General features: G+C 67.4%; 13 protein-coding genes and 1 pseudogene. 7 read left to right on the top strand and 7 right to left on the bottom strand.

Annotated elements, in window-relative coordinates:
• Positions 1-235: 235 nt before the first annotated feature.
• On the bottom strand, positions 236-1,108 hold the full coding sequence (locus DV701_RS15815) for an IS1380 family transposase (protein WP_202863559.1): 873 nt from the start codon (positions 1,106-1,108) through the stop codon (positions 236-238).
• Between the two features lie 144 nt (positions 1,109-1,252).
• Here DV701_RS15815 and DV701_RS15810 point away from each other — a divergent pair, with 144 nt between their 5' ends.
• On the top strand, positions 1,253-2,734 hold the full coding sequence (locus tag DV701_RS15810) for an IS1380 family transposase (RefSeq protein ID WP_162803087.1): 1,482 nt from the start codon (positions 1,253-1,255) through the stop codon (positions 2,732-2,734).
• A gap of 88 nt (positions 2,735-2,822) precedes the next feature.
• A protein-coding gene (locus tag DV701_RS15805; protein WP_114931271.1) for an IS3 family transposase occupies positions 2,823-4,105 on the top strand; the annotation gives its coding sequence in 2 pieces (ribosomal slippage) (positions 2,823-3,096 and positions 3,096-4,105; 1,284 coding nt in all).
• A 236-nt stretch (positions 4,106-4,341) separates the two neighbouring features.
• On the opposite strand, the gene DV701_RS18355 is transcribed toward DV701_RS15805, so the two are convergent.
• From DV701_RS18355 to DV701_RS15790, 3 genes are all read right to left on the bottom strand, one after another.
• A complete protein-coding gene (locus DV701_RS18355) occupies positions 4,342-5,337 on the bottom strand; it encodes a hypothetical protein (RefSeq protein WP_162803086.1) in 996 nt (331 codons plus the stop codon).
• 107 nt (positions 5,338-5,444) lie between these two features.
• On the bottom strand, positions 5,445-5,930 hold the full coding sequence (locus DV701_RS18350; protein WP_162803085.1) for a hypothetical protein: 486 nt from the start codon (positions 5,928-5,930) through the stop codon (positions 5,445-5,447).
• A gap of 583 nt (positions 5,931-6,513) precedes the next feature.
• Positions 6,514-6,912 (bottom strand): hypothetical protein, encoded by a 399-nt coding sequence (locus DV701_RS15790; protein WP_114929692.1) that lies wholly within the window; start codon positions 6,910-6,912, stop codon positions 6,514-6,516.
• A 216-nt stretch (positions 6,913-7,128) separates the two neighbouring features.
• On the opposite strand from DV701_RS15790, the gene DV701_RS15785 reads away from it, so the two are divergent.
• Positions 7,129-7,590, top strand: a complete 462-nt coding sequence (locus tag DV701_RS15785; RefSeq protein ID WP_114929690.1) for a hypothetical protein — start codon at positions 7,129-7,131, stop codon at positions 7,588-7,590.
• 726 nt (positions 7,591-8,316) lie between these two features.
• Here DV701_RS15785 and DV701_RS15780 read toward each other — a convergent pair.
• Positions 8,317-8,550: a hypothetical protein gene (locus DV701_RS15780; protein WP_114929688.1), complete on the bottom strand. Its 234-nt coding sequence runs from the start codon at positions 8,548-8,550 to the stop codon at positions 8,317-8,319.
• Between the two features lie 89 nt (positions 8,551-8,639).
• Here DV701_RS15780 and DV701_RS15775 point away from each other — a divergent pair, with 89 nt between their 5' ends.
• The gene (locus DV701_RS15775; protein WP_114929686.1) at positions 8,640-9,272 is read left to right on the top strand and encodes a hypothetical protein; all 633 of its coding nucleotides are present in this window, start codon (positions 8,640-8,642) and stop codon (positions 9,270-9,272) included.
• 692 nt (positions 9,273-9,964) lie between these two features.
• Here DV701_RS15775 and DV701_RS15770 read toward each other — a convergent pair.
• A complete protein-coding gene (locus tag DV701_RS15770; protein ID WP_114929684.1) occupies positions 9,965-10,312 on the bottom strand; it encodes a hypothetical protein in 348 nt (115 codons plus the stop codon).
• A 79-nt stretch (positions 10,313-10,391) separates the two neighbouring features.
• Positions 10,392-11,228, bottom strand: coding sequence for an AlbA family DNA-binding domain-containing protein (locus DV701_RS15765; RefSeq protein ID WP_162803084.1), 837 nt, complete (start codon positions 11,226-11,228; stop codon positions 10,392-10,394).
• Positions 11,229-11,681: 453 nt separating this feature from the next.
• Here DV701_RS15765 and DV701_RS15760 point away from each other — a divergent pair.
• The 3 genes and pseudogenes from DV701_RS15760 to DV701_RS15750 form a co-directional block, all read left to right on the top strand.
• Positions 11,682-11,951: pseudogene (locus DV701_RS15760) on the top strand (transposase); the annotation flags it as partial.
• Positions 11,952-12,042: 91 nt separating this feature from the next.
• On the top strand, positions 12,043-13,065 hold the full coding sequence (locus tag DV701_RS15755; RefSeq protein WP_114929677.1) for a tyrosine-type recombinase/integrase: 1,023 nt from the start codon (positions 12,043-12,045) through the stop codon (positions 13,063-13,065).
• Positions 13,062-14,930 (top strand): tyrosine-type recombinase/integrase, encoded by a 1,869-nt coding sequence (locus tag DV701_RS15750; protein WP_202863557.1) that lies wholly within the window; start codon positions 13,062-13,064, stop codon positions 14,928-14,930. The genes DV701_RS15755 and DV701_RS15750 overlap by 4 nt, the downstream gene beginning before the upstream one ends.
• Positions 14,931-14,952 lie beyond the last annotated feature (22 nt).

Raw genomic sequence — 14,952 nt, 5'->3', positions numbered from 1 at the left:
CATGAGCGGATGCCCGGACGACGACTCGCGCCGCTAGAGCGCACGGACAGATGTGCAGAGCGCGCAGGAAGCCCTTGCCCGCTGAGCCTGGATCCGCCGATCGGGTTTCTTGAGAGGCGTTGAGAGGGGCTGAGTGCGATTGATCGAGGGGGCCGGGGTTCTGGGCAGGGCGAGTGCGCCGGTCTGACCGGCTTTTCCACTTGGGTCGTTCCTCGTCGGGGCAGGGGGTGGGTGGTCAGGCGGGGGCGTAGGCGTGGGTGAACATGCCCTGCCAGGCGTTCTGCCAGGGCCAGTTGGTGGGTAGGTGTAGGTGGAGGCGTCGGGCCCGGTTGGCGATCCGGGCCGGGATCTTGATCAGCTCATCGCGGATCGTGGCCGGTCGGGCCCGGGCGTGGAAGGTGGAGGCCAGGACGCCGACGGCGCGGGTCAGGTTGAACGTGACCGCGGCCAGCACCGTCCACGCACCATTGGCCGAGAACGATCCTGAAGGAGCGTGAGCGAGCGGGCCTGACTTCAGGTCGGCGATGACCTGCTCGACGATCGCGTGGTCACGGTGGGAGGCCTCAGCCTGCAGCATCGACAGGGGTGAGTCGGTGAACACGCCGTGGTAACGGTAGGCGGCGAACAACTCCTCCTGGCCGGCCCTGGCCGCCTTCGGGTTCAGCCGCTTGACGCGGCGCACGATCAGCCGGGCGGTGACGTGCTCAGCCTTCTTGCGGGAGGTGAACGCGGTGTAAGAGATCTGCGCGACCTGGGCGTCGGAGACCCATCGGCCCTCTTGCTCGTCCCAGATCGCGTTCGGGTACCTGATGTCCACCCACGCGTCCTCGTCGATGCGGGTGATCGCCGCGGTCACGGCAGGGTCCATGCGGGCGGTCAGGGAGAACCTTGCCCCGGCCCGGCGGGCGGCGGCGACGACGTCGTGGTTGTAGTAGGCGGAGTCCGCCCGCACGGTCAGGGTGCCGGTGGCGCTGGCCCGGCGCGCGGTGGCCACGGCGTCGGCGATCAGCCGGGGCGCGCCGTGCGCCGAGGAGCTGTTGCCCTTACGCAGCCTCGTGGCGGCGAGCACCGGTGCCGCGGTCGGTGTGGACAGCGTCGCGACCTGCACGTTCAGGCCCTTGGCCTGGAGTATTCACAGGGGGGCTCGCGCGGGGTTGGGATCTAGCGTGTCGTGAGGGTGAGGGTGTCCCTGACCTGGGAGAATACGGATTGTCAAGATCAGTGTTCATGCCTGGGAAGGGACACCCTCAAGGTGAAGCGTACAAGCGGGGTCAAGATCGTCGAGACGGCCTGGTCCTCGGGCCTGCTGGTGCGGGCCGAGGGCGCCGGGACGGTCGCGCACGCGGGGGTGGTGCTGCCCAGGCTGCTGGCCGACCGGGTCGGGCTCACGGGCGCGTACCGGGACGTGCTCGCCCGGCGTGGGTTCGTCCCGGGCCGGGACCGGGGCCGGGCGGTCACCGACACCGTCGCCGCCCTGGCCGCGGGCGCCTCGTGCCTCTCGGACGTGGAGGCCATGACTGCCCAGGTCGAGCTGTTCGGCGCGGCCGGCGGCGCCAGCGACACCACCGTGCTGCGGGTGCTGGGCGAGTACGCCGACCGGCTGCGCGACGACGGGCTGCCCGGCCGGACGCTGGCACGGGCCACCGCGAAGGTCCGAGCCCGCGCCTGGACCAAGATCGTGGCCCGCCACGGAGCCCTGCCTGCGGTCAGGGCCGCCGGCAAGGACCTGACCGGTCCCGGTGGTGACCCGGTCACGGTGGTCCGGCTGGACGCGACGGTGATCGCGTCGGCCTCGGACAAGGAGGGCGCGGAGCCGAACTACAAGGGGTACGGCTTCCACCCGTTGACCGCGTGGTGCTCCAACACCGGGGAGAACCTGGCGATGATGAACCGGGTCGGGTCGGCCGGCTCGTTCACCGCGGCCGACCACGTCGCCGTGCTCGACGCCGCCCTGGCCCAGGTCCCCGCACCCTACCGCCGCGACGTTCTCGTCACCGTCGACGGTGCCGGCGCCTCCCACGGCCTGGTCGAGCACCTGCACGCCTTGAACACCGCGACCGTGCACGGTGCCCGCGGCCGGCGCCTGGAGTACTCCATCGGGTGGCCGGTCGATGTCCGCACCCGGACCGCGATCGAAGCAGCACGCGAGGGTGACTGGTCGCCCGGGCTGACCGCCGCCGGGACGGCCGAGACCGACGCGCAGGTGATCGAGCTGACCGGGCTGCTGCGCACCGGCCCCGGCGGGGACCAGCTGACCGGGTGGCCGACCGACATGCGCACCTTCGCCCGCCGCACACCACGGGCGCCCGGCGAGCAGGCGCAGCTGGGGCAGGACCCGAACTGGCGCTACGGCGCGTTCGCCACCAACACTCCTACCGGGCAGGTCCAGTACCTGGACGTCCGGCACCGCACCCAGGCGCACGTGGAGGACCGGATCAAGGAGCTCAAGGCGTGCGGTGGCACCCGGCTGCCCTCGACCTCTTACGCCCGGAACAGCGCGTGGCTGCACCTGGCCGCCCACGCCGTCACCGTGCTGGCCTGGCTGCGGCTGCTCGCCCTGACCGGCGACCTGGCCCTCGCCGAGCCCAAGACCCTGCGGTTCCGGCTCCTCTCCGCCCCGGGCAAGCTCGTCCGGCACGCCCGTAGCCGGGTGCTGAAGATCCCCACCGGCTGGGCCTGGGCCACCCACCTCGCCGACGCCTTCGCCCGCCTCCGCGCTCTGCACCCCGCCTGAGCGACCTGCCCCCCGTCCACCCACACCTCAGCAGTGAAGCGCCCCAGGTTCGATGCCGCTCCTGTTTGAGTCCAGGAGGATGAGCACCATGCCCAAGAAGATCGATCCAGAGTTGAAGGCCCGCGCTGTGCGTCTGGTCACCGAGCACCTGTCCGAGTACCCGTCGTTGACGGCCGCTTCGGCCGCGGTGGCCAAGCAGCTGGGTGTCGGGAGGGAGTCCGTGCGTCGCTGGGTCATCCAGGCCCAGGTCGATGCCGGTGGCCGCGACGGTGTGACCAGTGAGGAGCTGGAGCAGATCAAGTCCTTGAAGTCCAGGGTCCGCCGGTTGGAGGAGGACAACGCGATCCTGAAGGCCGCGACGGTTTTCTTCGTCGGGGAGCTCGACCCCCGCAACCGATGATCATGGGATTCATCGACACCATGAGAGCCCAGGGCCACGCGGTCGAGTCGGTCTGTGTGGTGCTGCGTGAGCAGGGCTGCCAGGTTGCCGCGCGGACCTACCGATCCTGGAAGCAGACCGGTCGAACGATCGCGGCACGTACGGTGACCGACGCCCAGGTTGTGGACGCGGTGCGTGACATCGCCTGGACCACCACGCCGCACGGGCGCCGCAAGTTGGCCCCGGAGGGCCTGTACGGGCGCCGGAAGATGACCGCGTACGTGCGCCGCACGACGATGCCCGCGGCGTCTGCCGGGGCCGTGGACCGGGCCATGAGGACCCTCGGGCTGGTCGGGGTGCGCCGCGACAAGGGCACCCGGACCACGATCCCGGCCAAGGACGGCATCCGGGCCGGTGACCTGCTGAATCGTGACTTCACCGCCAACGCACCGAACCTCGTGTGGGTCACGGACTTCACCTACGCCAGGACGTGGGCCGGGTTCGTCTACGTCGCGTTCATCCTGGACGTGTTCTCCCAGCGGATCGTGGCCTGGCACGCCGCCAGCACCAAGCACACCGACCTGGTCATGATCCCGCTGCGGATGGCGATCTGGCAACGAGAACGGGACGGCCACCCCAGGGTGCCCTGGCAGCTGATACATCACAGTGATGCGGGCAGCCAGTACACCTCGATCCGCCTCACCGAGCATCTCGCGCTGGAGGAGATCCGGCCCTCGATCGGGTCCGTGGGCGACGCGTACGACAACGCGCTCATGGAGACGGTCAACGGGCTCTACAAGGCCGAGTGCATCCGCACCACGGTCTTCCACGCGGGGCCCTACAAGACCCTCGCCGACGTGGAGTACGCCACCGCCGGCTGGGTCGACTGGTACAACACCCGTCGGCTCCACGGGTCGCTGGGCAACGTCCCACCGATCGAGTACGAGCAAGCCCACTATGCTGCCCTCAACCCCGAGCCGCAGCCCGTATGAGAGCGGCAGAGAACCTGGGGCGCTTCAGAGTACGTGTCCGGGGCTACCGGAGCACAACTCGCTCGCAACTACGGCGTCTCGCGTCAGACCGTTATAGACCTGGTCAGGCAGGCTGGTCATGAGCCGCGACCACGCGGGCCCGTCCCGAAGGACAAATCACGACAGCCCGGCTCCTCGTGCTCGGGCTGAGAACTGCAGTGTGCACGGATACCTCCGACAGGGCGAGCGAAGCGCGGTTAAAGTACAAGGATCGACCTCGGCACTTCGCCGCTACCGTCAAGCACTTCATTAAGCCCTTCGATTGGGGTCACCTGCCCGATTTCTCCAGACTCGTCAAGGCGGATCAGATCGGTCGTGCCAGCGGACTGACGAATCACGAGGAACGCAACCCCGGCCTCGCTCATCGTGGGCAGCACGAGTGAGTCCTCATCCAGCTCAACCTGGTCGACAGTTTCGACTGTCGCCGATGCGGGATCGACCCGCCTTATGCCGCCGTCCGTCCCGAGGTACACCATGTGATTATCGGCAACTCCGGCCCAGCCTAGAACGGGCCAGTCCCCTGCAGGCAGATCGTCATTGACGAGGAGTTGGCGATCCACGGATTGCGCAGAATCATTCCACGACGCCAGGACCCTGCGCCCCTGAGTATCCAACTCTAGCCATGTCGGGACGTCGTTAATGCATACAATAGAGGTTTCGCCGAGTTCTCGACCATCAAGATCCTCCTCCTGGGCGACTTTGAATGTAGTATCCCAAGAAATCTCAACGACCGCGGAGCTCAAGTGGTCTGCCGATTCACCGATAACCCAGATAGACTCGTCACACACTCCCGACTGCGTGACGAAATATGGAATCTCCGCCTGCTTCATCGAGCTCCCCCCGTGCCCCACGACGAGAACATCAGTAATGTACTGCCCAGCGCCTGGGGCCATTCCTGTATTGTAGAGCACCACAGCGTCACCAGCAGGATTGGCGTATCCACCAGCCCAACCTTCGCTTCCCATCGAGTGGGTCTCTTGAGTGACTGCCTCCGCCGATATCGTGTAGACGTTACGACTATCGCTAACCAGGAGGTCGCTTCCTAGCTGCACTGGACTGATTTGACCTGGATCACCGATCTTCAAGCGCTCTACAGTTCTCTCGGAATCGGCATATAGCACAGTCCCGCGACCCGGCAGGTCACCCTCCTCAACGCCACTCCCGGTGAGAACGACGACCCCACCTGGCCGCATGCCATTCCCTTCCGCTTGGGTCGCTCCAAGGTCCTGTCCCTCCGTACACGCGCCAACACTGATTGCAAGCAGCGTGCCCCAAGCCCAACCCCGCGCTACTTTCATATTCAGTAGCTCTTGTAGCTAACGGTGTCATTATCGTCCCTGATGTTGCGGGGATAGACGCCCTTGCCGCCGTTATTGTCAACGTCTATGCCTTGCTTCTTATACGCGGCCCACACGAGTTGTGAGCAATTCATCTTACCCGTGTAGTACTTGTTGTCCCAGAACACTTTGCGGTACGCGGCCCCCTCGCGGGCTTTCGCCCAAGCTGCGGCGTCGTCGGTTTGGCTCCAGTGGCCGATGACGAACATCTTCCTGGATCCAGAACTCATGGTGTACTTTCGCGAGTCACCCCACGTTACGACTTTCCCTAGGCCAGGAGCGTGCTCGAAGTAGCGCAACGAGTAGAATATTCCGTTGTGCCCCGGGGCGGAGTGACGATAGAAGATATCTCCCACGGTGTCGGCATCATTAAGGTACTTGACGACGTCCGGCCCCGGCGGAGCGGCCACGTATGTCTCGGCATGTGCTTGCTCCTCTGCTAGTGCCAAGCTCAAAGCGACAGCCTGCGTGGTTGCGAATCCTTGGGACGTCGCATTGAGCTCAGCCTCAACCTCGGCGCGCGAAAGCTCAGGGTAATATTGCAGAAGTTCATCTATGCTGTCTTGTGCCTGAGCTGTCGCACCTCCCGAAAGAAGCAGGCTAGCAGAAACAGCGAAAAGTGGAGAGAAACCGGGTGGCCTTACGCATACTGCACCTCCACGACAGGCACCGCCCCTACGGTGATGCTCTGGGCGGACAGTAGCAGCAAGTCGGCCCGCGTGGGGAAGAATTGACGTTCGCCGTCGCGCTACCCTCCTGCCGCCATCAGGGCGTGGCTGTCTTCGTCGGTGCGAGTCAGAACAAAGGCGGTGACAGGCGGGTCACCCGCCTCGGGCACTCGGAGAAGCACCCGCGCGAAGGATACGCGTGCTGAGCGAGGGTCAGCCTGCCCGCGGCCTTGAGCAGTGCGACCCCGCATACGTGACGGCCGACAGGCTGAAGGCCTCGAAGTGGCTAAGCCGCCAGCGGATGACTACCCGCTAGCTTCGCTAGCTTCGCTAGGTCCGGCGAAGTCGGAATCTTGAGTCAAAGTCAGGCGGCGAAACCGGTTTTCGTGAGGAGGGCCTGCACGGCGGTGTCGTAGGCGGCGCTGGCTGAGGCGAGAGGGTTGGGGTGGGCGCTGGTGGTCTGGTCCATACCGGGGTGCCCAGCGTGGTCGGGGCCCGGTGACCGGTGAAGACCCGAACCATCCCGCCGTGGGCGGACCAGGTCCCATCTTCTCGATGCTGTCCGCGCCGGCGAGCATGCCGCGACCAACGAGACGATCTTGAGGTCGGCGTTGGCGCCGGCCGAGCCGGTCACGGCGACGTGCTCGCTCACCAGGTCCGGCAGGCCCGCCTTCTCGGCCAGCGCCATGACCGGGACAAGGCCGGCTGTACCGATCAGGTTCGGGTCGTCGAAAACGGCGGAGATGTTGTGGCAGACTCGCACTATCGGGTGCTCCTGGATCTGGTCGCTGAGTTGCTGTGGTAAGCCTCATCGTCCCAGGTCGCAGGGGCATTCGTGTGTCACGACCCGGGCACATCACCAATCACCTCGGCGGATCCAGGCTGAGGTAAAGGAAGAGCACACTGTCTGGAGCGGTTTCGGGCCAGCCGGAAGCGTATTTGGCTAAGGCCGGTACCGCACCACAGGGGAGGCATTCAGATGCAGCATGAGAACGGCGTACCAGCGGCGGCGCAGAAGAGTCCGATAGACCTAGAAGTCCAACGGCTGGCTGTGCTCGACCGAGACATCGCCGAGACCGCGCGCGCGAGGGAAGCGAGGAGGCAACGTTGGAAGTGGGCCAACTACGGCATCCTGGGAGGCACACTCGCGCTCTCCGCAGCAACGGGGCTCACCGTCTTCATGGAGGCGTTGCCCCCTGAGGGGAGCGGGTTCTTGGCCTTCGCTTCAACGGCAGCGGCTGGCTTGGGGGCGAAACTGGCACCACAGCAGAGGGCAGCCGTAGCCCGCCGGTTTCGAGGTGATTGGAAGGTGCTCGCTGACGACAGCGCTGCCCTGGTTGGCGATGCCCGGGGGCACACGCCCAAGCAGCTGGCGGCCAAGCGGGAGGAACTGCGCAGCCGACGCAATGCCTTGATCAAAGAGGAAGACGCTTCCGGCTAACGTCAGCCTGAGGTCGCTCGGCTTGTCGGTAAGCCGATCATCCGTGCCATGGCGGTTAGCCACAGTTTCAGGGACGTTCGGCCCGTGCGAGCCCAGCCTCACCACCCGTTCCGTTCGGCCGGGCGTGCCTGACGGCAAAGTCGGACGAGCGTAGTCGTCCTCCATGCGGCATGAGCGCGCATCGATAGGGTCGGGTCGTGACCAACACTCGTCTGGAGATCGTCTGAATCTGTGGTCGGCGAGGTTCATGACCGAAATGCGCGCGCGCACTCTTCATCTGCCAGGTCCGCACCAGCACCGAGGTCATGGTCGATGCGAGCTGTTCTCCAGCCGGCCCATGGAGCGTCACGACCAGCTCGTAGGCGCCCGGCACGAGGTCGTCGCCGTCAACAGGGATGTCAACGGTTCCGGTGCCATGTGCCGGCGGGGTTGAGATGGCCGCGTTGCGCGCGATCCCAGGCGTCCTCGCGGTCTCGATCACGTAGTCCGCAGCGGTCGGGCCAGCGTTCCGGACGGCGACACGGAGGGACTGATCCGGGGTACCAAGCAACAGGACGTAGGGCCGACAATCTCGAGCGACCCGTCGCCGGCTGCGCCCAGAAGCCCTTGCTCACGCAGTTCCGCGTAGGAGGCCTCCTGCAGTGGGGAGAACTGGAGCGGCGGCTTCTGGTCGTTGACGTCGTGGACCCGAAGGCGCCGACCGCCCCTCCGTCCCGACGCGTCGCCTCAGCCGTAGTCCGAGTCCGCTACGTAGCAGTCACCGGCCCGGTAGATAGTTGCGGAGACGCCCTGGTCGGAGTCGTCGTTGGACAACCGCACGCGTGTCAGATAGCTCCGCTGACCGGCGACATATGTGTCGGTCTCGATCAGCCGGACGCCGCTGTGGCCCAGGTCGACGACGGTGGTGACCAGCCACGGGTCCGCGGCCGTGCCGGACCCGACCGGCCCCTCCTGGGACACGGGGGTGAACGCTGTCCGCGGTGAGGCTGCGCCCCCGGCCGGAACCGACTCTGGCCCATACAAGCAACGTCCCACCCTGGACAACGAAGGTGCCGCAGGCGATCGCGGCGTGTGCGGGCAAGTCTGACAGAATCGTCAACATGCTCATGATCAAAGTGAGCGCCAGAAAGAGCGGGATGAGCTTGTTCCGTCTGCTCGGAGCCCCCCATCGGGCTGTGCCGGTCCTTGTCGCAGTCATGGTAGCGGTCCCGCTCCTCGGCTGTGGCGAAGGCGCGGTCGAGTCCGAGGCACCGGTAGCGACCTCCGCGGCCTCAGACACCGACGAGGGTCCCGCGGCGGCGTCCACCACGAGCGAGCCGTTCACCCGGTTCACCGTGGAGCGCTCGACCTGGGGAGGCATGTGCGCGGAGGGGCCCTGCCGGTCTGAGCTCGTGGTGGAGGGCGACGGCAGGTGGCGATACGAAGAGCACGACGGTGAGGACGAGGGGCAGCTCACCGTCGACGAGCTTGATCGGCTGCTTGAGGCCGTCACGAGGACGCGGCTCTCTCAGACCAGATCGCCCTCGACCCGGTGCGCCGCGGACAGCGACGGCACGTCCGTCGCCTACTCCTGGACGATCGAAGACGAGAAGCATCGCGTGGACTCATGCGAGGTGTCAATCGACACCGAGGACCCGCTCGTCCAGGAACTCGAGTCCCTTGCTCACCGCATCACGGGGTGACGATCACGGGCCGAGGGCGGTCCGCGGGGACGGACGGCAGCGGCCCTTCACCGCGCCTGAGCGGTGAAGCCAGAGAGCTCCACACCTCTGATCGCGCGTCAGCCTCACGAAGTGGTGTGACGCGCCGCCCTGATCGCGGAGGTATGACGAACCCGGAACGACCAACCCGGGTTGGGGGTCGCTGCGATAGGGGCCACCGTGATGAGACGTGCAAGGAGCCGACCCAATTGGGCGGCCCTCAGGCACATGGGTCCAGCCGTTATCCTTCAGGTCCTCGGGCAAGACCCGACCTACGCGTGCCAAGTACTCGGCGAGGTGGCCCCTTCCTCCCGCGTCGATCCAGCGGTTGCCGTCGGCGTCCTTGGTTCACCCCGTCCACTGGTTCCAGGCCCGTCCGCCCTGGTATCCGGCTGACTTTGCGATGTCGGCTTTCGTTGGGTGAGGCGCCACACTCCTGGCGGACGTGAGGGCGAGGAGCTGGCTCCACAGCATGATGCAGCACCAGTCGCGTTGCGTTCGGTCGCCGTCAACCTTCGGGGTGACGAGCAACACGGACGACATCGTCACGGAACTCCTGGGGATAGGGCTTGGGCATGGTGCACATCCTTCCCTGCGGCGCTTCACAGCACCACAGACTCGGTGTCACCTACCCGTGCAGCAGTCCCCGATGCTCCCTCAACCTCGAAGGGGTCCTACTCCTCGACCCACAGGACCGTCTCAATGGCGGCGGGGTCTAGTCCGCAGGTCGCGCCCGTCTGGTTGACCGCGTCGGTGATGATGTCGACCCACGAGGCAATGAGTTCGCTGCGGCCGGCAGTGCCGATGATGGATCCGTCGACGGGCCGATATCCGTAGACGCGTTGCTCGTCCCAGGGAGCGAAGTGGCCATGCAGGCTGGAGTCTGAGCGGCGGAAGATCTCTGTTGGAGGATGCACGGTCAGTCGGGCGGTGTAGTCACCGCTCATGCCAAGGCCATGACGTACGGCCAGCAGGGCGGCCAGAAAATCTTGCGCCGTTGCTTCGATGTCGACGACCGGCACCTGGGTGCGTTGCTGTCCCTCTCCGGGCAGTGCGCCGTCACGGGTGAATGCGACCGCTATCGCGCCGTCTGCGTCAATCTCAACGCGTGCTCGTGCTTTGGCGGAGCCGGCTGCGCTGATGGGCCGGGTGTCCGCGCGGGTGAAGCGCCTCAGCCCCCGACGAGTCTGAGCCTGACCGGGTGATGTCCGCAGCGGCGAAACCGCGAGTGATGGGCGAGGCCCACGCCTGTTCGATAATGGCGTGAGCCTTGGCCCGGCTGAGTGCCATTGGTCGTGTGCTGGGCTGGTCCGGGACGGCGTAAGCCACCACCCACCGAAGGTCGGTGCCCTGGGCGAGTGTGTCGGTGAACTCGGCGAAGCGGGTGTCGAACTCCTCGATCTGGCGTCGTCGCCCGCTCTGACGTTCGGTGTAGGCGGCGGCGATCTGCCGTTCCACCATCCACTCGGTGTCCGGACCGTGCCGGTACGGCGCTCCGAACCAGTCCTGACCGTTGGAAGGGTGGACCAGGTGGGGCCGGTCGGCGCTGTCGGGAACCAGGAGGACCAGCACTCCGCCTGCGGCGTCGTCCTGGGGCGCGAGGGGAATCAGGTCGAGCCCGACGACGGGCGGGTACACGAGGTTGCCGGCAACGCGGCGGACGTCGCGGGTGATTGTTTCGTCGACGATCCCGACAGGCACGATGGTTTCAGCGGCCGAGGTCCCGGCCCGGGTGGTCTCCGAGATGCCGTACACGATCATGCCGCCGCCGCTGTTCGCCATCGCGGCGATGTCCTTTGCCAGCTCGATCTGCTGAGCCTGCTTCGCCTTGTGTTCGCTCTTCGGCGCCGTCAAGGGAAGCTGTCTCTTCCAGTCCAGGTCGGTGCGCTCCGGTAGCGACTCGGCGCACGCGCGTTCGATGAGGGCGAAGTCCAGCACGCCACTCGGCTCGCCAAGACTCGCGTGAAGGGGTGTCCAAGGCACAGTCCAACCCTATCGACTTGCCGATACCCGTCGCGATCTGCTGCGCCAGAGTCGCCCTACGCGGTCGAGGGTGGCGTCGGCGGAGCAGCAGTCCCGTAGTCAGAAGGGCGACCTGCTGTAGGGGCCCTGTCAACGCCCGCCGCCAGCACGGCGAGGCACTGACCCCCACCACGCTACGCCGACCAGTGAGTCGCGTCCGCTCGTGGCGTTATGACGCACTCATCGCGGGTCGGAAGACTACCCGCATGCGGCAGTTCCGGACGTTTGCTTATACCTCACCTGGGGTGTCGTAGAGGAGGCGGCGCACGGCTGCCCGCGAGGCCAGGAGTGCGATGACGAGCAGCGTCACCGCGATGAAGCGCCCCAGGTTCGATGCCGCTCCTGTTTGAGTCCAGGAGGATGAGCACCATGCCCAAGAAGATCGATCCAGAGTTGAAGGCCCGCGCTGTGCGTCTGGTCACCGAGCACCTGTCCGAGTACCCGTCGTTGACGGCCGCTTCGGCCGCGGTGGCCAAGCAGCTGGGTGTCGGGAGGGAGTCCGTGCGTCGCTGGGTCATCCAGGCCCAGGTCGATGCCGGTGGCCGCGACGGTGTGACCAGTGAGGAACTGGAGCAGATCAAGTCCTTGAAGTCCAGGGTCCGCCGGTTGGAGGAGGACAACGCGATCCTGAAGGCCGCGGCTTGATATGTAGGTGTTCTCCGCGTGCCTCCCGACCCCTGCCCCTGACCGGGCTGACGATGGTCTCAGCCTCACCAGGAGGGAGGCCGGGATGTCCCCGAGGGCCTCGTTCATGCCGTGCCTGATCGACCCGCGCGGACCGGTGCCCTCGCTGGGCGAACCGCTGGTCGATGAGTATCTGCGATTCACCGCGGCCCGGGTCCGGCCCAACACGCTGAGCGCGCAGGCGTACGACCTGAAGGTGTTCTTCACCGTGGTGCCCAAGCCACCGCTGGCCATCACGACGAGCGACGTGCTGACCTTCATCGAGGCCCAACGCGCTCCGCGCCGGGGCGGCAACGTGGTGCGCCTGGCCGACGGCGAGGCCGGGCTGGCGGCCTCGACCATCAAGCGGCGCCTGGCCACGCTGACCTCGCTGTTCGACTACCTGCTCATCCGCGGCCTCGTCGAGCGGCAGGTGGTCCCGCGCAGCATGACGCCCCGCTCGAGGTCGCTGCGCGGCTCGCCCCTGGTCCGCGCCCCGAAGCGGTTGCCGCGGATCCTGGAACCGGGCGAGGCGGTCGCGCTGGTCGGCGCGCTGCGGACCGAGCGGGACCGGGCGATGGTCACCCTGATGCTGCACGCCGGGCTGCGCCGCTGCGAGGTGCTGGGCCTGCGGTTCGTCGACGTCCAGCCCGGCGACGGCCGTGTGTTCGTCGCCGAGGGCAAGGGCGGGCACCAGCGGATCGTGCCGGTCGTGCCAGCCTTCTTCACCCACCTCAGCGCCTACCTCGCCCGCGAGCGACCTGCCGGCGCGGATCCCGAGTCGGTCTTCGTCGTGCTCAAGGGCCCCACCCGCGGACGTCGCCTGTCTGCGGCGGGACTGGACGAGGTGCTCGCCGGTGCCCGGTCCCGGGCGGGGCTGTCGCACGCCTCGTGCCACGAGCTGCGGCACACGTGTTTCACCCGTCTGCGGGAGGCCGGGATGGCGCTGGAGGCGATCCAGGCTCAGGCCGGGCACGCGAACCTGGACACCACCCGGATCTACCTGCACCTGTCCAACGACTGGCTCGCCGGCGAGTACCAGCAGGCCATGGCCGTCCTCGACCGCCTCTACGAGCAGGAGCACCCGTGAACCCCTCACCCGTGAGCAGCCCCGACATCGCCGATGCCACCCTGGCACGGGTCGCCGAGGCCTACATCGCTGCCGGGGACACCGAGGCGGCGCGTAAGTGCCGCCGGCTCGGGGTGGCCGGTTTCCAGCGCACCTTCGGTGACCTCGACGGGTGGAACCAGACCGCCGTGGCGGTGCGTCGCGGCGTCCGCACCGGCGTGATGTCCTTCGCCGCGCACGCCGCCGTGGCCACCGGCCTGGCCGTCGATCCCGCGTTCGTGGTCACCGGCGGCTGCCGGTGGGGCAGCTACGTGCGCACCACCCACCGGCACCAGTACGAGGACTTCCTCGCTCAGGCCACTGGCCTGGGCTTCTGCGCCAGGGAGACCGGGCGGATGTGGGCCCACCTGTCTCGCATCGCCGTCATCGCAGGGACCTCGCCGGCGGCCTTGACACCCGAGCAGTACACCGCCGCCCGGGCCGCCTTCTTCGAGCACATGGTCGCCCGTCACGGCGGGGACGTGCCCCACAGGTCGCTGTCCACGCCGCTGTTCGGGCTGGACGCCGTGATGTTCCACCGCGGTCAGGCGCCCGTCCCGGACAAGCGCCGCCGCTGGCTGCACACCCGCGCGGCGCAGGTCGACTGGGACCACATCAGCGCCGACGCACCCGTCCTCGCATCCACGATGCGCCGTTACCTGGCTCAGTGCGCCCTGTCGCTGCGCCCCTCCTCGGTGGCGCTGTTCGACACCACGCTGCGCCAGTTCGCCGGGTACCTGCTCGACCACCATCCCGATATGGACGCCGTCGCCCACATCAGGCGTGAGCATGTCGAGGGCTACAAGACCTGGCTGGCCGGCCGGCCCGGGTACCGCGGCAGGCCCGGCCTGTCCAAGACCACCCTGGGCATGCGGATGGGCCATCTGCGCTCCTTCTTCACCCGCATCATCGAGTGGGACTACGACGACGTCCCCGCCCGCGTCCCGGTCTACGCCACCGACCGACCCCGCCTGGACCGGCCCCTGCCGAAGTTCCTCGACGACGCCCAGGCCGCCGCGTTCATGAACGCCGCGCGCGACCTGCCCGACCCCCTGGACCGCCTCATCGTCCAGACCCTGGCCCGCACCGGCATGCGCCGCGGCGAGCTCCTCGGTCTGACCATCGACGCTGTCGTGCAGATCGGCACCAGCTACTGGCTGCGCACCCCCGTCGGCAAGCTGCACACCGACCGGTACATCCCGCTGCACCCACAGGTCAAGGACCTCATCGATGACTGGCTGGCGCACCGAGCCTCCTGGCAGGCCTCTGACCTGCTCCTGCTCGACCGCGGCCGACCGATCCCACCCACCCGCGTCGACGCCGCCGTCCGCAAGACCGCCGCCCTGGCCGGCCTCGGGCACGTCCACCCTCACCAGCTGCGCCACACCCTGGCCACCCAGGCGATCAACCGTGGCATGTCCCTGGAGGCGATCGCCGCGCTCCTGGGCCACCACGACCTGTCGATGACGATGGTCTACGCCCGCATCGGCGACCGCACAGTGGCCGACCAGTACTTCAAGGTCACCGCCAAGATCGAGTCCCTCTACGCCGACGCCCGCCCCACGACCTCACCGGTGACTCTGCCGGCCGAGGCGGCCGGGCAGGCGATGCGAGCCGTACATGCCGAGGCCAGCAAAAGACTGCTCGGCAACGGCTACTGCGCCCGACCCCTCGAGCTCGACTGTCGCTACGAGACGATCTGCGAATCCTGCACCATGTTCTTCACCACCATCGAGCACCGACCGACCATCCAGACCCAACGCGACGACGCCACCGCCAAGGGTCAGACCCGACGCGCCGAGGTCTACGACACCCTCCTCAGACGCCTCGACGACACCCCCGCTTGACACCGATCACCCGCATAAGACG

It is taken from the genome of Ornithinimicrobium avium, assembly GCF_003351765.1.
In the GTDB taxonomy this organism is placed as follows: Bacteria; Actinomycetota; Actinomycetes; order Actinomycetales; family Dermatophilaceae; genus Ornithinicoccus; species Ornithinicoccus avius.
The sequence above is the reverse complement of the archived record's forward strand: the minus strand, read 5'-3'. Positions and strand labels throughout refer to the sequence as shown.